Origin of the sequence: Methanocella sp. (genome assembly GCF_035506375.1) — an archaeon.
Taxonomy (GTDB): Archaea; Halobacteriota; Methanocellia; order Methanocellales; family Methanocellaceae; genus Methanocella.
On record NZ_DATJPM010000089.1, the window covers coordinates 1 to 22581 of the forward strand.

20 protein-coding genes, 1 tRNA gene and 1 pseudogene are annotated in these 22581 nt (G+C 55.5%); 15 read left to right on the top strand and 7 right to left on the bottom strand.

The genetic code is table 11. The features are described from left to right. Window positions 1–335: 335 nt before the first annotated feature. The 4 genes from VMC84_RS12130 to VMC84_RS12145 form a co-directional block, all read right to left on the bottom strand. Entirely contained in the window at window positions 336–941 is a 606-nt protein-coding gene (locus VMC84_RS12130) for a DUF2150 family protein (RefSeq protein ID WP_325381007.1), read from the bottom strand. A gap of 66 nt (window positions 942–1007) precedes the next feature. Next, window positions 1008–2393: a DHH family phosphoesterase gene (locus tag VMC84_RS12135; RefSeq protein WP_325381009.1), complete on the bottom strand. Its 1386-nt coding sequence runs from the start codon at window positions 2391–2393 to the stop codon at window positions 1008–1010. A 523-nt stretch (window positions 2394–2916) separates the two neighbouring features. Then, a complete protein-coding gene (locus tag VMC84_RS12140) occupies window positions 2917–3522 on the bottom strand; it encodes a lysine exporter LysO family protein (protein WP_325381011.1) in 606 nt (201 codons plus the stop codon). Beyond that, on the bottom strand, window positions 3522–3824 hold the full coding sequence (locus VMC84_RS12145) for a LysO family transporter (protein ID WP_325381013.1): 303 nt from the start codon (window positions 3822–3824) through the stop codon (window positions 3522–3524). Before VMC84_RS12145 ends, VMC84_RS12140 begins: the two co-directional genes overlap by 1 nt. A 185-nt stretch (window positions 3825–4009) precedes the next feature. On the opposite strand from VMC84_RS12145, the gene thsA reads away from it, so the two are divergent. From thsA to VMC84_RS12210, 13 genes are all read left to right on the top strand, one after another. Then, window positions 4010–5677: a thermosome subunit alpha gene (gene thsA / locus VMC84_RS12150; protein ID WP_325381015.1), complete on the top strand. Its 1668-nt coding sequence runs from the start codon at window positions 4010–4012 to the stop codon at window positions 5675–5677. 338 nt (window positions 5678–6015) lie between these two features. Then, the gene (locus VMC84_RS12155) at window positions 6016–6675 is read left to right on the top strand and encodes a PHP domain-containing protein (protein ID WP_325381017.1); all 660 of its coding nucleotides are present in this window, start codon (window positions 6016–6018) and stop codon (window positions 6673–6675) included. Between the two features lie 44 nt (window positions 6676–6719). After that, a complete protein-coding gene (locus tag VMC84_RS12160) occupies window positions 6720–7550 on the top strand; it encodes a hypothetical protein (protein ID WP_325381019.1) in 831 nt (276 codons plus the stop codon). A 168-nt stretch (window positions 7551–7718) separates the two neighbouring features. Next, window positions 7719–7790, top strand: a tRNA-Gly gene (locus VMC84_RS12165). 252 nt (window positions 7791–8042) lie between these two features. Next, window positions 8043–8351, top strand: a complete 309-nt coding sequence (locus VMC84_RS12170) for a DUF2551 domain-containing protein (protein WP_325381020.1) — start codon at window positions 8043–8045, stop codon at window positions 8349–8351. A gap of 86 nt (window positions 8352–8437) precedes the next feature. Continuing rightward, entirely contained in the window at window positions 8438–8797 is a 360-nt protein-coding gene (locus VMC84_RS12175; protein WP_325381022.1) for an NUDIX hydrolase, read from the top strand. Between the two features lie 59 nt (window positions 8798–8856). Next, complete coding sequence (locus VMC84_RS12180; protein WP_325381024.1) at window positions 8857–9750, top strand: dihydrodipicolinate synthase family protein; 894 nt, start codon at window positions 8857–8859, stop codon at window positions 9748–9750. Next, on the top strand, window positions 9747–11639 hold the full coding sequence (locus tag VMC84_RS12185) for an aldehyde ferredoxin oxidoreductase family protein (RefSeq protein ID WP_325381028.1): 1893 nt from the start codon (window positions 9747–9749) through the stop codon (window positions 11637–11639). The genes VMC84_RS12180 and VMC84_RS12185 overlap by 4 nt, the downstream gene beginning before the upstream one ends. A 1-nt stretch (window position 11640) precedes the next feature. Next, on the top strand, window positions 11641–11928 hold the full coding sequence (locus VMC84_RS12190; protein ID WP_325381030.1) for a MoaD/ThiS family protein: 288 nt from the start codon (window positions 11641–11643) through the stop codon (window positions 11926–11928). A gap of 104 nt (window positions 11929–12032) precedes the next feature. Next, complete coding sequence (locus tag VMC84_RS12195; protein ID WP_325381032.1) at window positions 12033–13298, top strand: glycosyltransferase family 4 protein; 1266 nt, start codon at window positions 12033–12035, stop codon at window positions 13296–13298. A 102-nt stretch (window positions 13299–13400) separates the two neighbouring features. Further along, window positions 13401–14663, top strand: a complete 1263-nt coding sequence (locus tag VMC84_RS12200) for a glycosyltransferase family 4 protein (RefSeq protein ID WP_325381035.1) — start codon at window positions 13401–13403, stop codon at window positions 14661–14663. Window positions 14664–14681: 18 nt separating this feature from the next. After that, on the top strand, window positions 14682–16757 hold the full coding sequence (locus tag VMC84_RS12205; RefSeq protein WP_325381037.1) for a glycogen debranching N-terminal domain-containing protein: 2076 nt from the start codon (window positions 14682–14684) through the stop codon (window positions 16755–16757). A gap of 963 nt (window positions 16758–17720) precedes the next feature. After that, the gene (locus VMC84_RS12210; protein WP_325381047.1) at window positions 17721–19592 is read left to right on the top strand and encodes a PAS domain-containing sensor histidine kinase; all 1872 of its coding nucleotides are present in this window, start codon (window positions 17721–17723) and stop codon (window positions 19590–19592) included. Between the two features lie 224 nt (window positions 19593–19816). Here the strand turns inward: VMC84_RS12210 and VMC84_RS12215 are convergent, their stop codons facing one another. Next, complete coding sequence (locus tag VMC84_RS12215; protein ID WP_325381038.1) at window positions 19817–20365, bottom strand: hypothetical protein; 549 nt, start codon at window positions 20363–20365, stop codon at window positions 19817–19819. A gap of 287 nt (window positions 20366–20652) precedes the next feature. Next, a complete protein-coding gene (locus VMC84_RS12220; protein ID WP_325381039.1) occupies window positions 20653–20871 on the bottom strand; it encodes a hypothetical protein in 219 nt (72 codons plus the stop codon). Window positions 20872–21094: 223 nt separating this feature from the next. On the opposite strand from VMC84_RS12220, the gene VMC84_RS12225 reads away from it, so the two are divergent. Next, entirely contained in the window at window positions 21095–21700 is a 606-nt protein-coding gene (locus VMC84_RS12225; RefSeq protein ID WP_325381041.1) for a fasciclin domain-containing protein, read from the top strand. A 10-nt stretch (window positions 21701–21710) separates the two neighbouring features. Here the strand turns inward: VMC84_RS12225 and VMC84_RS12230 are convergent, their stop codons facing one another. Further along, entirely contained in the window at window positions 21711–22181 is a 471-nt protein-coding gene (locus VMC84_RS12230; RefSeq protein ID WP_325381043.1) for a flavodoxin family protein, read from the bottom strand. A gap of 140 nt (window positions 22182–22321) precedes the next feature. On the opposite strand from VMC84_RS12230, the pseudogene VMC84_RS12235 reads away from it, so the two are divergent. Continuing rightward, window positions 22322–22581, top strand: a pseudogene (locus VMC84_RS12235) (hypothetical protein); the annotation flags it as partial.

A 22581-nucleotide genomic window follows, 5' to 3' on the forward strand; every position in this document is an offset into this window, starting at 1 on the left:
CTCTTCGTGCCTTTGTGGTGAAAAATAGTGCCTCCGTACACTCCGAGACTTAAAAAGGCATATTCAACACAGCATAAAAATTGAAAAAGATAATCGGAAACTATCGATAAATTTGGCTATTACGCAAACGATAAAAAAAAGACTACTTGCTAAACAATGACCTATCAATATTCAACACAGCAATAAAATTATAATATTTTATTGCGGCCTGGTGTAATCCTGGTATGATTGAGACAACAGTCGCTCTCAAGCGGCACCAAGTTTACACCAGGCGGCACTACGACTTTAAAAATAATTTTTAATTACTTATGATCTGCTCAAAAAGAAGGATAATTTTACTCGTCGTCCCCTTCGTCGGCCTCGTCAGTGTAGTCGATGCCGCCCGCGAGGACCGCCAATATGGTGTCCAGGCCATCTACGCCCTCGGCCACAAAGCTCTCCGGCGGGATCTTCTCATAGACTTTATCGCTGTCGAACTTCTTCCCCGCCAGCACCAGCGCTCCGGCCTTGCCCATGAGCTCGAAAGCCTTATCCATGTCGCCGCCATCCTCGGCCTTTGAGGCCTCCAGCACGAGCTCCTCCACCTTCTTCTTGGAGTCGAATTCGCCGGAAACAAAGGCTTCGGCCGCGGCGAAGGCGCCCACCAGCGAGGACTGCACTGACTCGATCATCGCGTCCTTGTCCTCGTCCATGGGTTCCACCTTGGCGAGCACTATCTCCTTCATATTCTGGATGTTGATCGCAGCGTCGTCCTTAGACAGGGTGCCAAGCTGGAGCTTGCCGGTGATCTTGCAGAGCGCCAGGATAACATCTTCTTCCATGTCCAGGAAGACGATGCCCTCCCTCCCGAGGCCTTCAGCCGTCGGGTCGATCTTGAACTTGCTCTCCTTCACCTGGTTGATCCAGTTGTTCCACCTTTCTTGCGAGTAGAATGAAAACATCCGTATTTCCTCTGTCTAAAAATAAAGATGCATGGGCTGATTATAAAAGTTTTCGCTCCCTTGCGCCTATCCGCTTTTCTTTAGCTGCGCGCCGATGGCCTTGTCCAGGATTTCCAGGAATTCATCCTCTTTCCCTTCCGGGATGGTGGCGCCCGCGGCGATGTCGTGTCCTCCTCCGACGCCGCCCACGGCGGCCGCGGCCTCGCCCAGCGCCGTGGCCAGGTTAAGGCCCCTCAAAATTAGATCATGGTTGCCACGCGCCGATATTTTTGTGCCGCCCTCGGACTTCGCCATGCCGATAATAGGCACGTCCCGGCTCACGCAGTCCAGACTCGTGCTCATGCCCGCGATTATGCCCACGATGGTCTCGCGTATCTCGCCATGGGCATGGAAATATTGTATGTTGTTCAGCCGGCATACGCCCTTATCGGCCACAAGGTTGAGGCCGTTCACGAGGTTATGCCGATGAGACTCCAAAAGATCCCTCGCATAATGGAACGCCTCCCCACGGTCCCCCATGCAGACCGCGAGGCCGACTTCCGCGTAGTCGTAGCGGGCCGTGGCGTTGAGCAGGGTGGAGTACTCCGAGGCGTCCCTGAGCTCGGTGCCGGGCTCTTCTTTTAAAAGCGTGTAGACCTCGCCTACGAGGCGCTGTATCTTGTGTCCCGGCATGCCGCAGGCCATGCAGTACTGAAACAGCTTCGAGGTGAGCGCCTTTTTTTCCTCCTGGCTGAGGTCTATCCACCGGCGCCAGTTTTCCGTCTTTATCGGTATGCCCGCCCCCTCGATGAACGCTATGCAGGCGTCCTCGCAGCCGGTGAGGCCCGGTATGAATGGGTCCGAGCTGTACTGTAAAAGCTTATAGACCGGCCGCGTCTGCCGGCCGAAGAGCTTGATGTCCTTCTCGTAAGAAATATAGCCTTTAGACGTGACAAGATCCAGGATCTGGCGGTTGACGCCGACCAGCGCGTTTGTACGCATGTCCTGTAGATCGCCGACCGCCCCGACGATGGCCAGCGCGCCAAGGTCCACGTTATCCCCGAGGCTCAGGGCGAGCAGGAACGCCACCCCGGCGCCGCTGATCTCGGTCGAGCCGTTGAGCCCGTATAAATGAGGATTCATGTGGTACGGGTACTCTTCCGCGGCCGGCCTGTGGTGGTCCGTGACCACGGCATCGATGCCCAGCGCTTTTATGGTGGACATCGCGCCGCTGCCGAGGTCAGTGAATATTACGAGCTTCCCCGTGCCTGCGTCCGCGATTCCTTTGAGTGCAGCCTCGTCCAGCTTTTTGACGAATTTTGCCTGCCAGGGCTTGCCAAGCCTGTCAAGCGCCTTGCACATGATGCCCGCGGCCGTGAGGCCGTCCGCATCGATGTGGGACACTATCAACGCTTCGCTGCATTTCTTAATGCGCCCGGCACAGAGTTCGGCATCCTTTCGGAATCGCTGCATCGTATCACCATTGCAGGAGGACATTAATACCGGTTTTGGTAGCGGGGCGAAATTAACTGCCTGCTAAGTCTCCCAAAAAATAATAAGTTTCGCTAAATTTTTTCAGCCACGAAGCGACTCAAAGCGGGCCTGAAGTTGCTCGAAGAATTATAAAAAAATATATTAATCATTGACCATTGTAATCTTTTCTTCCAATAATTATTGCTGTGCTGAATCTGTGATGAATATACCTTTTAAGTCTCAGAGTGAACGAAGGCACTATTTTTCACCACCCCTTCATGTCTTTGTGATGAGAATAGTGTCCTCTATCTCTTATAAAGCTTAAAACACAGGAGTAATTCAACAATGCCATAATTATTAAAAATACTTAGAGTTTCTTTGAGCCCATTTCGAGTCGCTTCGTGGCTTAAACCGTTTTCGTGCTGCTTATTTTATCTTAGATGGCCTTGACTGCAAATATTATCGCTCACTTCAGCTGCCCGAAGCGTGCTCGCGGCCGCCGGCGATATAGCTGGTCGGCTTATCAGAGACCTGCGAAGAAGGGGACCAGCACGATGACCAGCATCGAAAGAGTGACGCCGCTCACGAAGGAGATGACGCTCATCTCGCTGCCCGCGTAGCGCACGACGACGGGGAGCGTCGTATCCATTGTGGTTGCACCGCCAGGGGCGATGGCCGCGATCTTGCCGCAGTATTTGACCACCAGGGGCATGATGACGACGGAGAGCATCTCCCGGAAAATATTCGATAGCAGTGCCATCGTGCCGATCTGGGCCCCGACGAGGCCGGTGAGCATGACGGCGGAGAGGCTGTACCAGCCGAAGCCCGCACCTATGGCCATTGCATTCCCGAGGTCCATGCGCATGATGAGGCCGGCCACGAGTGCGCCCAGTATGCTGCCCGCTGCAATAAATACCGGCAACAGCACCATCTTCCACCCGATACGCCTCATCTCCTTTATGACCGACTTGTTCTGGCTCATGTCCAGCCCGATGACGAATAAAAGCAAACACAGCATGACCATTATGAGCGTATCGATGTTCGACTCCACTGAGGGTGGCATGATGCCCATAACGCCTGCAACGATGCCGATGGCGAGCGCGAGAAGGATGATCAGGATGATGGACATTACCCGGTACCGTCCTTGAAGAACAGCCTCTCGAAGAGCATCGCGAAGACGATACTGCCCAGGATCGCGCAAACCGTGATGAGCAGCGACTGCAGGCCATAGAGGCCCAGGTTATTGATAACGGCCTCGTTCGAGCCCGTCTTGAGGCCCATGAGGAGGATGAGCACGAACACCATACAGGTAATGGCGGAAGACACGTATTTTTTAAGGCGGCCGGAGAAACGGCCCTTGAGCAGGCCTGCGGCGACGCCCACGATAAGCGAAATAAAAAGCAGCCCGATATAAGTGACCATCCCGTCCATAGCCGGAAGTAAGATATTCATGTTATTATTTATACTTAGCTGGCCACGGCGCTTTTTCTCATCATATTGTAACACGACCGACCTTCGCCTGAATGCCGTACTTCTGCCGGCCCGCCGGATGGCAATTTATTTATAGAATCACAAACCTACAATACCCCGTATTACATTTATGGAGGTATTTTAACTTGGCTGAACAAAGTGGCCAACCAATATACATTTTGAGAGAGGGCACGACCCAGTCGAAGGGCCGGGACGCTCAAAGTTACAACATCATAGCGGCAATGGCCGTCGCCGAGGCAGTGCGCAGCACGCTCGGGCCGAAGGGAATGGACAAGATGCTCGTCGACTCGACGGGTAACACCACCGTCACCAACGACGGCGTGACGATCCTGAAAGAGATCGACATCGAGCATCCCGCGGCCAAGATGGTCGTCGAGGTCGCGAAGACCCAGGACGAGCAGGTCGGCGATGGCACGACTACCGCCGTGATCTTCGCGGGAGCCTTATTAAAGAAGGCCCAGGAGCTCATGGACATGGGCATCCACCCGACGGTCATCACCTCGGGGTACCGGCTGGCGGCGGCGAAGGCGAACGAGCTATTGTCCGAGATCGCCATCCCCGCATCGGGCAAGGACGTCCTGAAGAAGGTCGCGCTAACCGCCATGACCGGCAAGAGTGCCGGCGCCGTGGGCGATACGCTCTCGGAGCTCGCCGTCGATGCCGTGCTCGCCGTAGAGGAGGGCGGTAAGGTGGACGTCGATAACATCAAGGTCGAGAAGAAGACCGGCTCAAGCGTCCAGAGCTCAAGCATCGTCAGGGGCATCGTGCTCAATAAGCGCCGGGAAAACCCCAACATGCCGAAGAAGGTCGAGAACGCCAGGATATTACTCTTAAGCACCGCCATTGACATCAAGAAGACCGAGATCGACGCGAGCATTAAGATCCGATCTCCGGAGCAGATGCAGTCCTTCCTGAGCCAGGAGGAGAGCATCCTTCGCCGTAAGGTCGAGGCGATCAAGAAGTCGGGCGCAAACGTCGTATTATGCCAGAAGTCGATCGAGGACCTGGCCGCCCATTACCTCGGCAAGGCCGGTATCCTGGCCGTAAAGAGCGTGTCCGAGTCGGAGATCGCCAAGCTTTCTAAGGCCACGGGCGGCCGTGTGGTCACCAAGCTGGACGAAATCGAACCTAAGGACCTGGGCTTCGCGGGCCTGGTCGAGGAGCGGCTCATTTCCGGCGAGGACGAACTCCTGTTCATCGAGAAGTGCAAGAACCCGAAGGCGCTGACTATCATGCTCCGGGGCAGCAGCTTCACGTCCATCGACGAGTACGAGCGCGCCCTGCACGATGCGCTGAGGGTCGTCGGCGTCGTCATCGAGGATAAGAAAGTGGTGCCCGGCGGCGGCGCTCCCGAGACGGAGCTGGGCCTCCGGCTCAGGGAATACGGCTCGTCCGTGGGCGGCAGGGAGCAGCTGGCCATAGAGGCCTTCGCGGGCGCCCTGGACATTATCCCGAGGACGCTTGCCGAGAACGCCGGCCTCGACCCCATCGATATGCTGGTCGAGCTGAGGAGCAGGCATGAGAAGAAGGGTGGCAAGAACTTTGGCCTGAACGTCTTCGAGGGCAAGCCTGTAGACATGCTCAAGGCCGGCGTGCTGGAGCCCCTGCGCGTTAAGACCCAGGCCATCGGTTCGGCGACCGAGGCGGCCACGATGATCCTTCGCATCGACGACGTCATCGCCTCCGGCGGCCCCGACGAGAGGACCATCCGCGAGGCCCAGGCTGCTGCGGCCCGGCAGATGCAGGCCGGCCGCATGGGCATGGGCGGCATGGGCGGCATGGGGATGATGTAAAACCCCATGTCCCACACTTATTTGTTTTGCTTTAAGTCACTCGAAAAAAGTTTAAGCGTCTCGAAGACTTTTTCAGCCTCTAAGTGGCTCGAAGCTGGCTCTAAGTTCTCTAAGACTTATTAAAAATCGCTAAGCGGCACCAAGGTTACACCAGGCCGCACCAACGATTTTTAAATATTCAATGATGCCTTCGTGTCGCTTCAGGCCCGCTTAGGGTCGCTTCGTGGCTAAAAAAACCTTTGTGGTTCTTATCGTTTTAGTGGCTTTTAAAAATAGAAAAATATTTAGTCGCTCGCCTCTATCATGGTCATAATCGCAAACGCCGACGTGGTCAATAAATGCTAAAATACGATCTACACACGCACTCCATTTACTCTCGCGACGGGGCCATCAAGCCAGCTGACGCCATCCGAATCGCCAGGAAGCGGGGGCTCGATGGTATCGCCATCACCGACCACGACACCATCAGGGGCGGCCTCGAGGCGCAAAAGCTGAAGCCCGAAGGCCTGGACGTCATCGTCGGCGCGGAAATAAAAACCGACCGGGGAGACGTCATCGGCCTATTCCTGAACGAGGAGATCACAGCCCGCGAGCACATGGAGGTCATCGATGCTATCCATCGGCAGGGCGGCGTCGCCATCGTGCCCCACCCGTTTGACAGCATGCGGGGCTCGGCGTTCTGGCTCACGGATAAGGACTCGAACAAAATGGACGCCGTGGAGGTCCTCAACGCCAGGTGCGTGTTCCGGCGGTCTAACTCGATGGCCGGCCACTACGCGGACGACTATCACCTCTGCAAAGTCGGCGGCAGTGACGCGCATTTTGGCGCCGAGATCGCGAACGCCGGTACACTGGTGCCCGAAGGCGAGGACGCCGCACGGGCGATTCGCGGCAGCCATACCGCGGCCTTCGGCCGGTGCTCCATGCCGCTATTTCACGTGCTCACCACGGCGCTTCTCATGGAACGGCGCGTCGTGAAGCCCAAAAACAGCCGCTGAACCGGCTGTCAACTTTTATTCCTCTAGACGGCTACCTTGAAGCGATGCTTAACGCGGACCCGCTAGGCGGCTATACGGGCATATACGACTTCAACGGCGAGCCGATCACGTACCACATGGAAGGCGAAGGCAGCCCCGTGCTCATGACAATGGGATTATCGGCGAGATGCGGCTCATACTACTGGCGCCATATCTTCGACTGCATGGCTGGAACATTTAAAATGTACGCGCTCGACCCGCCGGGCATCGAGCATGAAAAGTCCCGCCTGAAGTATGGCTCCACACACTATCAGCGGCTTATCGAAGGCTTCCTGCAGTCGGTCATCCGGGAGAAGCTGTCCATTATATCCGGCCCATCCACCGCCCAGTACGTGCTGAAGGCCGCCTTCGAGCATCCGAAGCTTGTTGACAAGATACTTCTCATAAGCCCGGACGGGGTAAGGCACATCCTGACCCACGACACCATCGGCCGCTCAGTCGTATACCGCATTCTCCGCATACCAAAAGTCGAGAGCGTCATGTATGGTAATATTGCTTCGAAACGCAGCATGCTTATTTTCCTGAGAAAGATCTACGGCCGCCTGGACTACAAAAAATCACGAGCCCTCGAAGAAGGCCACACGAGACAGCACTTTCCACCGCTGCCCGCGCTTTCCGAGCGAAGGTTCATCGAGTCCGCCTGGAGCGCCTCTCTGATACAGGCGCCCATAAAGCTCTCGAAAATGATCCGAAAATCAAAGCGCATCGTGGGCGAGATGGACGACTTTCGCATCCTCCGGAACTCCCGGCTCATCGTGTTCCAGCGGTCGGGCGAGCGGCCAATGCGAAAAGACGCACTCCGGTTCTGCGACGACGCCATCAAGTTCCTGGGCTAAAGATCTGCTGTTTGAAAAATTTTATGCTATGCTGGATTACTCTTGTGTTTTCAGCTATATACGAGACGGAGGTGCCTTCGTGTACTCGGAGAATTAAAAGGCATTATTCAACATAGCACTGGAAATCAAAAAATACATATACGAATAATCTTATCAATTGTACGAAGCGCGGCTATGGTCTAGTGGCTATGACGTGAGCTTCCCAAGCTCGAAGTCCGGGTTCAATTCCCGGTAGCCGCACTCCGATTTAAATATACGGCCGCTATGGCAGACGTCCGTTTTTTTTACGCTTTTTAAAATAGCCATTATATAATGTTTTAACTAAAATAATTTTATAAAACCGGCAAGCAGGAACAATAAAATTCAATTTTAGAATTACTATCGGATGTAGCATAATCATTTAAGAAAGTGTTAAATATTAATATGTTATACCTTAGGATAAAGTAATAAACCTATAAGGGGTTAAAAGGCAAATCAAGGGATGGGGATTAAATGGATTTTGTCGTAAACGAGATAAACAAACGGTTGCACGATTATCTGGCGACCGACGTACAGGGTATCAGGAGGATCGTACTTCAGGCGTTCGTCAAGATGAAGAGCCTGACGGCAGACACGCTTCACAGGATCCTTATGGAGCGCGGCTACAGCATCACGCTGAAGCAGGTGACCGCCATGCTGGGAGTGATTCACTCCAAGCTGGGCATCCTGCACGCCCATAAGAACTCGTACGATGCTAAGTACGAGTACAGCCTGAAGGAGAAGTATGAGGGCATCGTGACGATGGCCCTTGGCGCGATCTAAACAGACTTACTTTTCAAAGTTATGCCTCTATGCGATGGAAAATTTTTTAACATCGCATAGAGTATTCACTTTTTTGTCGTGAATGAATGAGCATTAGCTACGTTTATGTCATCGCTTTTCGAGACGACGAGTTCCTGATGGTGCGCCATGCCCGCCGTTCCTGGGAAATGCCCGGCGGAAAGGTGAACGCCGGTGAATCGCCGGAGCAAGCTGCCGTCCGGGAGTTCCACGAGGAGACCGGCTACGACGTGGGCGGGCTGCGTGTCCTGGAAGTGGAGGCCGGAGGCCTCGTCTACATGGGCGACGTGGGAAAGAAGCTTTCCATTATGCCCGATGCCGGAGAGATCTCCGAAGTCGGCTTCTTTAAGAAATTACCGGATAAGCTGTCGTTCCCGCTCGTAGAATACATGCGGATGCTGGACGCGGCGAAACGATACCGCGTATAATCCAGCCAATCATTAAAAACCCCCGGTTAAATTTTATATTGAGAGGGGGCGACTTTTTCGTGTATCATCCGGCAGGAGTGTATCCTGCAATACCTACGCCGTTCATGCGGAACGGCGACCTGGACGAGACGGGCCTGAGAGACCTGGTCTCGTATTTCGAGACCACGGGCGTGAACGGCCTGCTCGCGCTTGGGACCATCGGCGAGTTCGCCATGATGAGCGAGCAGGAGCGAAAAAAGGCCGCCGATACTATCGTCGGGGCAGCAAACCGCCTTGAGGTCATAATAAACGCCGGCTGCGCGTCGACGCGGCAGACGATCAGGATGGCCGAGTACCTGAAAGACCTGGGCGTCGACGCTATCATCGCGGTCGAGCCCTATTTTTATCACCCGACGGCCAAAGGCATGGCGCGGCACTACCTCGACTTAGCGGAGAGCGTCGACATGCCGGTGATGGCATATAACATCCCGCAGTTCTCAGGGAACCGGCTGATGCCGGACATCATGGACGCCTTCGCCGAGGACGAGCGGATCGTCGGGTTGAAGGACAGCGAGGGGGACCCGGCCAGGATGATGGAGTTCATACGCCGGGCACCCGAAGGCTTTTCTGTAATGGTCGGCGCCGACCCGCTGGTAAGCTACGGGATATGCATGGGCGCAAAAGGCATGATGATAGGCAGCGCGTCGGTGGCGCCCGAGGCATGCGTGGATATGTACCGTGCGGCGGCCGATGCCGACCTGAAAAAAACGTTCGCCATGCAGGGCACGCTGAACGACTTCATCCGGGCGATGAACGTAGGTACATTTCCCGCGGCCGTGAAGTACATGCTGGCGCAGAAAGGGCTTCCCGGCGGGCACGTCCGGCCGCCTCTCGAGGGCCTGTCGGACGCAGAAAAGCTGATCGTGGACGATTATGTGAAGGGGGCGAAAGCCATTAGGAAGGTGATCATGTGAAGGGACTTAGCGGCAGGCTGATACGCGTCAACCTGACTGACGGTGGCATAATCATCGAGGAATATGGCGAGGACGTTGCACGAAAATACCTTGGGGGCAAGGGACTGGCGGCATATTACGCTTTTCGGGAGATCCGGAAGGGCACCGACTCCCTCGGGCCGGACAACCGGCTATACCTGTTCACGGGCACGCTCACGGGCACGCCGGCCCCGCTGGGGAACCGCACCGTGGTGGCGACGAAGTCTCCGTCGACCGGCACTTTCACGGACTCGTACATGGGCGGCTTCTGGGGCCCGGAGCTGCGGTTCGCGGGCTACGACGGCATCATCCTCGAGGGCGCCGCGGCCGAGCCGGTCCGCATCCACATCCAGGACGACGACATCGGCATCTATAGCGCCAGGAGCCTGTGGGGGCTTGACACATGGCAGACGGAGGCGGAAGTAAAGAAGCTCCATGGCCCGACGAAGAAGCCCATAAAGGTCATGAGCATCGGGCCTGCCGGAGAGCGAAAGGATATGCTGGCGGCTATCATCGCCGACGCCAGGGCTGCGGCCAGGGGAGGCGTTGGCGCCGTCATGGGCAGCAAGAACTTAAAGGCGATCTCCGTCCTCGGCAGCCGGAGGCCACAGCTCCACGACGCGAATACGATGATGGGCCTGGTTAGGGAGCAGAACGCGCGGCTCAACAGGAACCCGGTGACGAGCGACGCGCTGCGCTATCGCGGGACGCCTAATATCCTGTCGGGCGTCAACGCGGCCGGTGCGCTGCCGTATAACGACTTCTCGGGCGATAAGAACCCGGGCGCGGAGAGGATCAGCGGCGAAGCGCTGCGGATGGAGCTGTGGAACGGCGGCAAGAACTGGCACCCATGCTGGAACTGCACGGTCAAGTGTACGCACTTCCACGTGCTGGAGCAGCCGGGCTTCGAGGGAAAGATCGACGACGGCCCCGAGTACGAGACGGTGGGCCTGCTGGGCTCTAACTGCGGCATCAACGACGCGAAGGCCATATCGCTGGCCGATTATTTACTGGACGGCTACGGGCTCGATACCATGTCCGTGGGCGATACCATAGCATTTTTAATGGACTGCTCCGCTAAGGGCCTCATCGGCGCCGGAGCGACCAACGGCATCGACCTGCGGTTCGGGGACGTGAACGCGTGGATGGCGGCTATCCACGCGGCGGGCAAAGGCGAAGGCAGCCTCGGCCGCCTTGTGGCAAACGGCTGCCGGAGGGCGGCGGAGGAGATCGGCAGGGGCTCCATGGACTTTGCCCCGCAGGTAAAGGGCCTGGAAATACCGGCCTACGACCCGAGGAGCGGGGAAGGCACGGCGCTTGCCTACGCGAGGTGTGAGCGGGGCGCGGATCACCTGAAGCCGTGGGTGTTTAATAAGGAGTGGCTCTCGGCACCGGAGCGCACCGATCCGTTCACGACGGACGATAAGCCATCGCTGGTCAAGCGGGACAACGAGGGCTCGGCGATCATGGACTGCCTGTGCGTATGCCGGTTCGCGGGCAACGAGCTCAGCCTCCAGGACGACCTTATCCGGCTGGTGAACGCGGCGACGGGCTTCAATTACAAGTGGCCCGAATTCTGGAAGACGGGAGAGCGCTCGATTAACATTGCCCGGGCGTTCGGGGCGCGGGAGGGCATGGGCAGGGCGCAGGACTCGCTGCCTAAAAAGTTCTCGACGGTGCCGCTGACTGCGGGCATGGCAAAGGGCAGCGTCGCCCACGTGCCGGAGATGCTATCGAAATACTACGAGCTCTGTGGCTGGGACGAGAATGGCGTTCCGACGCCGGAGAAGCTGCACGAGATGGGCCTGGATTTCGTCGCCGAAGAATTACGGGCCGAGGGCGTCGGGCCGGAAGAGGCCAGGGCCGCGTGACATGCCCGTCTGCGTGGATATCATCGGTCATGCCCGGAGCCTTTTTGGCTGCTCCAGATACGCGTTCGAGGCTAAGCCGGGCTTTACCCTTAAAGGGCTGATGGAGGAGCTCTCGAAGCTGGCGAGGCCCGATTTCCGAAAAAGTATCTATGACGTGGCCACGGGAAAGATGAACGAGCATATCGCCGTCTTCGTCAACGCCCGGGAGGCTCGCTCGCTCAAGGGGCTGGATACCGAGCTTAGGGACGGCGACGTGGTCACTATCCTGCCGCCGATGGCGGGAGGCTAATGCCACCGCGGCAGCGCTTAAAAAATCCCGCTATAGCCCGATTAATGTTATAAAAGCAGCGTACTTATAAAAAAATCCGATGATAACTAAAAGTGGATGATACTATGAAAATAGGGGTTGTGCACTGGGCTTTTCCTCCTGTGGTCGGAGGGGTCGAGTCCCATCTTGGCTATCTTTACGGGGAACTTGCCCGCATGGGCCACGACGTGTCGATACTGACTGCGCCGCACCCTCAGAGGGAGGACGGAAGCACCGGCTGGTGCACGGTTGTCTCAGACGAGTTAATGGATATCGATCACCTGCTTAAAGTGCCGGCAGGACCCGGGAGATGGCAGGAGATCTATACGATGCTGGAAGGCTATATCCGGGACTATTCGCCGGACGTCATCCACGCGCATAATCTGCATTACTTCTTCCCGGACCACGCCGAGGCGCTGGGCATCCTGTCCAAGAAGTACGGCATACCTATCGTGCTTACCATCCACAACTTCTGGGAGGACGACCTCTGCAGGCACTTGTTGAGGGATATAGGATGGAACATGGTCGTCGCGGTGAGCTATCACCTGAAGCGGTCCTGTCTCTTCGACGCGAAGCTTGACCCGGGCCTGGTGGAAGTGCAATACCACGGCATCGACCTGAATAAATACCGGCCCGTCGAAGGCCGTGAGGCTCAGAGGCAAAAGCTCGGCTTCGCGGGGCGAAAGGTGATCTTCCATCCGGCCCGCATGTGCGAGATGAAAGGCACGATGCACAGCATCGAGGCCATATCCCGGCTTAAGGAGAAATACCCGGATATACTGCTCGTGCTCAGCGGCAACGGAGATACCGTGGACTTCGAGAATGAGCGCCCGGCCTTTATCTCGAAGGTACGGCAGCTGATCGAGGAGCTGGGTATTTCGGATAACATTCAGTTCGTGAGCATACCGGCGGAAGAAATGCCCGCCTACATGAACGCGGCCGACATCGTCGTATATCCCACGATACTGCCGCAGGGCGAGGCGTTCGGCCTCGCGCCGGTGGAGGCCATGGCATGCTGCCGCCCCGTGATCGTCACGAGGAACGGCGGCCTGCCGGAAAGCACGGCACACGGCATCAACGGCCTTATCGTGGACGCTGACCCGGCGGTGCTGACCGGAGAGCTGGTCCGGAACATCGAGCTGCTCATCGAGAGGCCGGGGCTACGTAAGTACCTGGGCGCCAACGGCCGTGAGGTGGCCATCGAGCGGTTCGACGCGTGCCGGATGGCGCTCAGGATGGAAGACCTCTATAACCGGCTCATACTGGCCAGGCTCGTCGAAAGCGGGGGCACCACCGAGGCCTCCCGGGAGGCCAGCGTGTCGATGACGAAGAAAAAGACGCTAGAGCACTAGCGCATGGCGCTGTTAAAAAGCAAGGTCTTCATACGTCTTTAGTGCTTTTTACGCAGGGTACCTATAAAAAACCCCAATAGAAATCTGGTTTGGGTTGATGCGATGAAGATAGGCGTAATTCACTGGGCGTTCCCGCCGGTGGTGGGAGGCGTCGAGTCCCATCTTGTCTACTTGTACGAAGAGCTAGCCAGGATGGGGCATAAGGTCTCGATATTGACCGCCCCGCATCCCGACAGGGATCCCGCCGATTACCCGTGGTGCCGGATCGTGGACGACGAGCTAATGTCTATCCGCTACTGTCTAAATTACCCGGGACAGGACCGTTACGATCGTGTGCGTGAGATGATGGAGCGGTTCATCGAGCGGGAGGATCCCGATGTTATACATGCCCATAACTTCCACTATTTTGTTCCCGACCACGCGGAGTGTCTGGACGAGATCTCGAAGAAATATGGCATTCCCATCGTGCTCACGGTCCATAACTACTGGAAGGACGACCTCTGCCGGCACCTGCTAAAGGACATCGGCTGGGACCGGCTCGTCGCCGTCAGCTATTACATGAAATGGCCGTGCATCTTCGACGCGAAGGTGGACCCCGATAAGATGGAAGTCCACTACCACGGCATCGACCTGAATAAATACTGTGCGCTGGACGGCCAGCGGATCAAAGAGCAGCTGGGCCTTGCAGGGCGAAGGGTGATCTTCCACCCGGCCCGGGCCTGCGAATCGAAGGGCTCGCTGCACAGCATCATGGCCGCGGGACTGCTCAAGGATAAGTACCCGGACCTGTGCCTCATACTGAGCGGCAACGGGGATTCCGTGGACTTCGACGAGGAGCGGGAATCGTTCAAGGCCAGAGTAGGCGAGTTGCTGCGCGAGTACGACATGGAGAAGAACGTCATCTTCGTCAGCGCCAGCGGCAGCGAGATGCCGCTCTACATGAACGCCGCAGACGTGGTCGTCTACCCGACGATCTTCTATAAGGGCGAGGCGTTCGGCATCGCGCCGGTGGAGGCCATGGCCTGCGGCAGGCCAGTCATTGTCACCAACAGCGGCGGGCTGGTTGAGAGTACGTACCACGGTATCAACGGTCTCGTCGTGGATAAGGACCCGCAGACGCTGGCGCGGGAGCTTGCAGAGGGCATCGATCGTCTCATAGCCGACGCCTGCCTGGGTGAATACCTTGGAAAGAATGGCCGGGAGGTCGCCCTGGAGCGGTTCGATTCGAGAAAAATGGCACTGCGGATGGAAAATCTGTACGAGCGGCTGGTCAGCGACAGCGTCATGCAGCGGATAAAAAATACGGCCACGCGGCCCAGGCAGGGCCTGAAAGGCGCCGGCTGCACGACGTCCCGGACGACCTAGCACAGTGCTGGCCCGGTTATGGATGGAACGATCGTCATCAACGAAGGGACGACCTTCATGGTCACCGATAGCAGCGGTAACGTGCCGAGAGGCACGCCGCTGGGCTTGTTCAGGTCTGACACGAGATACCTGAACCTGTACATGCTGCAGCTCGATAGCAAGCCCCTCATACCTCTGAGCTTTACCCGGAAGGGCTATATCGCGAACATTTCGCTGACGAACCCGGAGATCAAGTCGGACGGGCAGACCATACCCGAGGGCACTCTTCACATCCTGCGAACGATGTTCATCAGCACGAACTTTTATGAGAAGACGTTCATCAAGAACACGAACGGCTTTCCCGTAAAGCTAAAGCTTTCGCTCTCCTACGACACAGATTTCCGGGACATCTTCGAGGTCAAGGGGGTGAACATCCACCGAAAAGGCCTTCGAGCAATCATCGAGGGCGAGGAGGGGAAGAACATCATCCTGCGCTACGAGGGCCTGGATAACGTCATCCGGCGCACCGAGTTCTATTTTAAGCCCACCCCCGAGATTCTGTGGGATACGGCGCAATTCGATCTAGAGATCGCCCCGTACGAGACCAGGGAGATCGACATCGAGGTGGTCATGACGCTGGGCGGAGTGCCGGTAATCCGGCAGGAGTTCGTGGAGGCCAAGAAGGAGATCGAGGAGTCCTACGACCGCTGGCAGCGGGGGCTGACGCAGATATCGACAGACAACGAGGTCATGAACAACGTCATCGAGACGAGCATACTGGATCTACGCTCGCTCATCATCAACACGAAGAAGGACCTTTTAGTCCCGGCGGCCGGCATACCATGGTACGACACCATCTTCGGGCGGGACAGCCTCATCACGTGCTTCCAGACCCTGATGCTCAACCCGTCGCTGTCCGCCTCCACTCTGAGGTTCCTGACGCTATACCAGGGCACAAAAGTGGACCCGTGGACCGACGAGCAGCCCGGCAAGATCCTCCACGAGATTCGGGAGGGAGAGCTGGCGAACCTGCACCACATCCCGCACACGCCCTACTATGGCACTATAGACGCGACGATGCTGTATTTGATATTGATGTCGGAGTACCATAAGTGGACTGCCGACGAGAAGGTCCATGCGGACCTGAAGCAGGGCGCAGAGGCGGCGGCTCGCTGGATCGACGATTACGGGGACATGGACAAGGACGGCTTCGTGGAATACATCCGTATGTCAGATCGGCTGGGCCTGATCAACCAGGGCTGGAAGGACTCCCATAACTCCATCGTGTTCGCCGACGGCCAGCTTGCGTCGCCGCCCATCGCGCTCTCCGAAGTGCAGGGATACGCCTACGACGCGAAGCGGCGCTATGCGGAGCTGTATCCGGACGGCGACCTGGCCCGAAAGATGCTCTCGGAGAGCAGGCCCCTCAAGGATAAGTTCAACGACGTTTTCTGGATGCCGGAAGCGAATTATTACGCCGAGGCGCTGGATAAGGACAAGCGCCAGGTCAACTCCGTCACGAGCAATCCCTGCCACGGCTTCTGGTCGGGCATCCTGGAGGAGCAAAAAGCGGATACGGTGGCGAAACGCATCATGCAGTCCGACATGTTCTCCGGCTGGGGCATCAGGACGCTGTCCTCGAAGGAGGCCGCCTACGACCCGCAGAGCTATCACGACGGCTCGGTGTGGCCGCATGATAACTCGCTCATCCTGTGGGGCCTCAAGAAGTATGGCTACACCCGGGAGGCGAATTCCGTCATCACGTCGCTCATCGACGCTAGCAAGTACTTCGATTACCGGCTTCCAGAGCTTTTCTGCGGCTACCAGCGGGAGGATAACCAGGCGCCCGTCATCTACCATTCCACCTGCAGCCCGCAAGCCTGGGCCTCCGGCAGCATTATCCTCTTCATGCAGACCATGCTTGGCCTCTACCCGGACGCTCCGAATAACGTGCTTTACGTGAAGCCAGAGCTGCCCGAATGGCTCAACATTGTCACGATCAAGAACATGGTCGTCGGCGGCGAGAAGATCAGCATCGAGTTCAAGCGCATGGGCGATAAGGCGACCTTCGAAACCATCGGCAAGACCGGAAACATAAGAGTCGAACAACTCTAAAACCAGTTAAAATCCTCTAAGCATAATAAGAATGCTCGAAGACTTTTTCAGCCTCAAAGTGGCTCGAAGCTGGCTCTAAGTTCTCTGAGACTTATTAAAAATCGTTGGTGCGGCCTGGTGTAACCTTGGTGCCGCCTGGTGATATAAATAATATTGGTGCCGCCTGGTGTAAACCTGGTGTGGTTGAAACTCTTGTGTTAGCAAGCGGCACCAAGTTTACACCAGGCCGCACGGAATATTTATTTAATCACTAAGCGGTACCAAGTTTACACCAGGTGGCACCAATTTTTTTAATATTATTGCTGTGTTGAATTACTCCCGTATTATAAGCTTTTTAAGAGCACGGAGGGCACTATTTTTCACCACAAAGGCACGAAGAGCACGGAGGCCCACAAAGTTTTCTTTTTAGATTAAGTTACAAAGAACACAAAGCCGGTTCATTGACATCAGGGCACGAAGGATACAAAGACACAGTGGAATGAACAAGAGCACTTTTACCATCGTTCCTTCATATCCTTTGTATCTTATAAGTTCAAAAAGCGGCTCTGTGTCCTTTGTCTCTTAATTATAAAAAAGTCTTTGTGGGCCTCCATGCTCTTCGTGTCTTTGTGGTGAAAAATAGTGACTCCGTACACTCTGAGACTTAAAAGGGCATATCCAGCACAGCAATTGTGACTAAGCTCATTCATTTAATATTAAATCATCTTTTAATGTAGCTTCGCGGCCTTCGCGCTCGAAACGTCTTCGCGGGCTTAGCAGGTTTCGCGGGCTTAAGCCAGAGAAGTGCAGGACATATAAGATTTATTCAACGCAGCATAGAGGATTAATAGGCCTGACATTCCTCAGTAAAAATAAATTATCCACTTAATATCTCAAATCCGATGCAATAGCCTGCTGCTCAATACCTATATATCGAGAAAGGTCATTGTTTTTATAGACCATGGGGGCCCGATATTGAGAGATGTGCTCAACGCAAGAAGCTTTAATGCGCTGATGGGATTCCTGATCGTAATCCAGGTCGCTTTCCTCCTCCTCATCGTCTCACTACTCATCTCGCCGGTCATCAGCCCCGACATCAGCCTTTTTTCGACCGCTGCAATCGCGTTCATGGTCCTCCTCTGCCTGCCGCTGTCCCTGTACCTCTGCTGGAAAAGCACGAACAGGGACCAGAAGCTATTATTCCTGAGCCTCTTCCTCATGTACGTCCTGCTGACGCTTTCGGCTCTTCTCTGGTTCATCCTGCCGCAGCTGCTCAACGACCCTTCGCTGGTCATAGCCGGCCAGGCGGCAACGGTCATCACTTACATGCCGGTCCTGCTAACTTTTCTCTATTTGACGCTGGAACGGCAAAGGGCATCGTGGCCACACATCTCTTCCCTGATCGTCGCTTTTAACGTCATCTCTGCCATAACGATAATATCGCTCGTCGTCATGAATTACCGGTGGGGTGTGAGCTACGGCGTCGGAGTCATGGTATATACCGTATCCATTATCCTGGACATCGTTATCCTCTCCATGGGCTCGCTGCTCGCTCTGGCCTCCATGGAAAATCAGCTTCGGTACGTGATCTCGGTCCCCATCTGCGTCTATTTATTATCCCTCGGGGGAGATGTGCTGATGCTGCTGCAGTTCCTTGGCATATACCATACGATCGGATGTGCACAGCTTTTTTATGACGGGATGATCATTTTTAGCGGGATCTCACTGCTCTTCATCGCGCTGGGCAACGTGAAAGTGACCACGGTCGAAGAGATAAATAAAAAGCTGTACGGCGCAAGGAGCCTGATGTCCGACCTGATCATGCAGTCGCCCGACGCCATATGCATCTTCGATGTGGATGGCAATGCCGTGCTGGCAAATCAGGCCTTTATCCAGTTCACGGGTAAAAGCCAGGGCGAGGTGATCGGAAAGCTCAACCTCTTTAAGGATTACGACGTGTATGCGCCGGGCACGAGCGATAAGATCGTAGGTATCCGGAATAGAGAGATACCGCTTTATGAAGGGGTCAGTCAGCTGCTTATGGCTGGCGGCGATAAAAAATACTATTCGATAAAACTGTTTCCCACGCTCGACTCGGAGGGGGCCATCTCGAGCTACATCGCCATGATGTCCGATGTGACGGACAGCAAGAACTACGAGGAAAAGCTGCGGGCGGCAAAGAATGAGGCCGAGCTGTACCTGGACCTGATGAGCCACGACATCAATAACATGAACATGGTCGCCCTCGGCTTCCTGGAGATGGCGCTGGACCGGCCCGACCTCAGCGGCGAAGTCCGGGAGCTGATATCCCGTCCCTTCGATGCGCTGGGGAGCAGCACGAGCCTCATCAGGAACGTTAAAAAATTACAGTGGATAAATGATGACGGGCAAAAGCTCCATGTTATCGACCTGGGCCCCGTGCTTCATGATGTGGCCCGGGAATACTCGAACGTACCCGGCAGGGATATCACGATCACCGAGAATATCCAGGGCGATTGCAAGGTAATGGCTAACGGCCTCTTAAATGACGTGTTCTCCAACCTCATCGGGAATGCCATCAAGCATTCGAAAGGCCATATCACGATCAACATACAAATGGATAAGATAAAAGAAGATAACGGCGATTATTGCCGCGTTCGCATCGAGGACGACGGCCCGGGCATCCCGGACGATAAGAAGGTGACGTTATTTATCAGTCCCCAGAAAGGATCTCCGAGGGCGGGCTGCAAAGGCCTCGGGCTGTATCTGGTAAAAACGCTCGTGGAAGCCTATCATGGAAGGGTGAGGGTCGAAGACCGACTCCAGGGAGATAGCACGAAAGGCAGCCGGTTTGTGGTCCTGCTGCCGGCGATATGATCCTGCAAAGGCCCATATTTGAAGATGTTATTAGTCTATTCTATTATCAACTATCATATCGGAGGCATTATTTGTGACTGCTGTGTTTGATTATTCCGATTTTAAGTTCGTTTAAGTGCTCAGAGTGTATGAAGGCACTATTTTTCACCACTCCGTGAGCTTAAATGGATAAAAATGGATACATTCCAGCATATGCGCTTAAAATTAATTATTCGGCGCAGCAATTATCTTGCAAGCGATGGCACATCCCCGGGATCTATGGCCGTACTCAGCCCGTCGACGCCGCCGGCGGCTCCGCTCAGTGTGACCGTGTAAACTTTTGACTCGGTAGCGGTGGTATAAAAATTCAGCGTGCTGTCGAATTTCGCGTACTCGCTCGTATGCAGGAAGCTTTTATTCGTGTCGTCCCAGTTCGTCCCTATCATGTCGTAGAGTACGTACTGCCCATCCGGTATGCCGTCCACGGTCCATTCATGTTCGCCTTTAACGTAGACCGCCAGCACAGCGCTCTTCGGGTCGCTCACGGGAGCGAGGATGATGACGGCATCCTGGCCGATGACCTGGTTTTTTACCACGAGCCGGCCATCCCCGCTGGGGAGCTTCCATATGATCTGAGTCCCCGTGTTCAGACTCGGGATAGGCGATATCGTCGGGGGCACCGGGGCGGTTGACGGCCCCGGCGTTACGGTCAGCGTCGGCACGATGGTCGGCGAGGTGCCGGAAAGAGGCGCGCAGATACAGCCGCTTAACGATACTATGAGTATTGTGAGCATAGCGAATAATGCATATTTATTTAGGGACATATTAACGCCGAACCATATCTTATTACAATTAATATGGCATAAATATCCATCGATTGCTCTAAATGCTCATACCTGCCGACCAATAATTCACTAAGCTTTTTATACAAATATAATTATAAAACAAATGGTTTGTGATCAAGCATGATAAAAAAAGGCGATATGCTGACGCTCGTACTATTATTGGCGAACATCGCGTCCATATGCTTATTTATCGCTCCAAATGGGTCGATCGTCACAACGGGAGTGCCCTCCAGCGATCACGCGACCGGCCCTGCCCCGTCAGTATCGTCGACGCCTGCGCCGAAAGTCACTGTACAGCCGTCCGTTACGGTGCAGCCGTCTCCCACGTTGACACTGGCCGTTAACAGTGAAAATACCCTGTTTGCCGTGATACGCTCGTCGCATCCTTCCATGGCCCCGGCTCCCACCGTGAGCCCGTCCCCATCGCCCTCGCCGACTCCGCCCCCGTCGCCCACCGCTAAGCCTCCATATAGGGCTATCGTGGATAACCTGCCAAAAGCAACGGCAATACCGTCCTATAGGTCGATAGCGAGGCCTCATCCGAAATATTACTCTTGGTTGTCATAAGCGTGGCAAGAGTGCATTTTTTAAAAAAGCACGGCCGACGCGGGTATTCTGTGCGCCCTATTTTGGCAACCTATAAAACGATACGCATTGAAAAAAACAAGGGGGCACGAGATGGATAGGTTAAGAAGTATTTTAGCGCTCGTCGCGTTCGCAGCGCTCTTTATAGCGGCGCCGGCGGCCGCCCAGAGCCCGTTCGATGGGGGCGGGCAGATGGGCATGTATGGGGGAATGATGGGCTCGCCTTTCGGCGGCATGTTCCAGGGAATGGGCATGGGCTCCATCGAGCATTATAAGGCGCCGGCCATGGAAGACTCGGGAAAGAGCATCCTCGCCACCATGGAAAGCGTACCGCAGCTCTCGCTGTTCACGGCCGCGATAAAGGATTCGGCGTACGCCGATAAGCTGAGTGGCCGGGGCAATTTTATCGTCTTCGCCGCGCCGGATAAAGCGCTCACAAGGGACCTGGCGGTCCGCGACATCGATACGCTGCTGGGGGACTCGAAGCTAGCCGCGGGCATGGTCGAAAATGCCGTCGTCCTGGCGGTGGACGAGCCCGACGAGCACAGCCAGGAACTGACAGTGTCGGCAGCCAGCGGTAAAACGATCAACGTGCGCAAGGAAAAGACCGGCATGGCCGCCAATGGCGCCGACGTGATAAAGGTATTCAAGGCCACGAACGGCTACGTGATAGTGACCGACGCGGCCGTAGGCACATGATAAAAAGGCTTTAAGCCTTCAGACTGCCTGCAAATTTTTTTATAGCTTCGACGTAGGTGCCATTTTTTACGTTCTTCGTCAGTAGGGCCAGCGTCGCTACGGGCTTTTTGCCGCAGACTTCCTCCATGCCCTGGAAGGTCGTGGCGTCGCCTCTGCCTCCCATGGTAAGGAAGAAGGCAACTTTCTTTATCTTATCCTTATTTTCGGCGAGGAGCGTCCTCACGGGCGTCGACATGGTGTAGGCCCACACGGGCGTGCCTATGATGACGATGTCATATCCGGCAAGGTCCTTTTTCAAGGGCTGGAGCTTCGTGAGCATCTTCCCCGAAGCCTGTCTCCCGGCCATGAACCAGCCGATCGGGCCGGACCTGTTAACCGTATCGAAGATCTCCTCAACGTCACAGCCGAGTTCTCTGGCGATAGCTTCACCGGCTATCTTCGTATTGCCGGTCCTTGAATAATAGATTACGAGCGCTTTCATGCTTTTCGATAAATTCCTATGTATGAGTTTGCAATAAAGTTATGCGTGAATGAAAACAGCGGCTTGATAATTATTTTCATGCGGCCAATTTCGCCAACCTATATAACGTCATATATGGAGTTGAAAAACGGTGATTAAGGATGGATGGATTGAGAAAGGTAATGGCGGTCTTTGCCATGATGGTCATTGTAACGGCCTTTATTGCTCCGGCGATGGCTCAGTCATATGGTGGACAGATGGCACAGCCCGCATATCAGGGAGGCGAACAGCAGGGCCAGATGGCACAGCCCGCATATCAGGGAGGCGCACAGCAGGGCCAGATGGCACAGCCCGCATATCAGGGAGGCGCACAGCAGGGCCAGATGGCACAGCCCGCATATCAGGGAGGCGCACAGCAGGG

What these genes read in the sequence shown, in the direction of transcription:
- VMC84_RS12130 (WP_325381007.1), bottom strand. Translation starts at nt 941, where the DNA reads ATGTTTTCATTCTACTCGCAAGAAAGGTGGAACAACTGGATCAACCAG.
- VMC84_RS12135 (WP_325381009.1), bottom strand. Translation starts at nt 2,393, where the DNA reads ATGCAGCGATTCCGAAAGGATGCCGAACTCTGTGCCGGGCGCATTAAG.
- VMC84_RS12140 (WP_325381011.1), bottom strand. Translation starts at nt 3,522, where the DNA reads ATGTCCATCATCCTGATCATCCTTCTCGCGCTCGCCATCGGCATCGTT.
- VMC84_RS12145 (WP_325381013.1), bottom strand. Translation starts at nt 3,824, where the DNA reads ATGGACGGGATGGTCACTTATATCGGGCTGCTTTTTATTTCGCTTATC.
- VMC84_RS12155 (WP_325381017.1), top strand. Translation starts at nt 6,016, where the DNA reads ATGCTAAAATACGATCTACACACGCACTCCATTTACTCTCGCGACGGG.
- VMC84_RS12160 (WP_325381019.1), top strand. Translation starts at nt 6,720, where the DNA reads ATGCTTAACGCGGACCCGCTAGGCGGCTATACGGGCATATACGACTTC.
- VMC84_RS12170 (WP_325381020.1), top strand. Translation starts at nt 8,043, where the DNA reads ATGGATTTTGTCGTAAACGAGATAAACAAACGGTTGCACGATTATCTG.
- VMC84_RS12175 (WP_325381022.1), top strand. Translation starts at nt 8,438, where the DNA reads ATGAGCATTAGCTACGTTTATGTCATCGCTTTTCGAGACGACGAGTTC.
- VMC84_RS12190 (WP_325381030.1), top strand. Translation starts at nt 11,641, where the DNA reads ATGCCCGTCTGCGTGGATATCATCGGTCATGCCCGGAGCCTTTTTGGC.
- VMC84_RS12195 (WP_325381032.1), top strand. Translation starts at nt 12,033, where the DNA reads ATGAAAATAGGGGTTGTGCACTGGGCTTTTCCTCCTGTGGTCGGAGGG.
- VMC84_RS12200 (WP_325381035.1), top strand. Translation starts at nt 13,401, where the DNA reads ATGAAGATAGGCGTAATTCACTGGGCGTTCCCGCCGGTGGTGGGAGGC.
- VMC84_RS12205 (WP_325381037.1), top strand. Translation starts at nt 14,682, where the DNA reads ATGGATGGAACGATCGTCATCAACGAAGGGACGACCTTCATGGTCACC.
- VMC84_RS12215 (WP_325381038.1), bottom strand. Translation starts at nt 20,365, where the DNA reads ATGCTCACAATACTCATAGTATCGTTAAGCGGCTGTATCTGCGCGCCT.
- VMC84_RS12225 (WP_325381041.1), top strand. Translation starts at nt 21,095, where the DNA reads ATGGATAGGTTAAGAAGTATTTTAGCGCTCGTCGCGTTCGCAGCGCTC.
- VMC84_RS12230 (WP_325381043.1), bottom strand. Translation starts at nt 22,181, where the DNA reads ATGAAAGCGCTCGTAATCTATTATTCAAGGACCGGCAATACGAAGATA.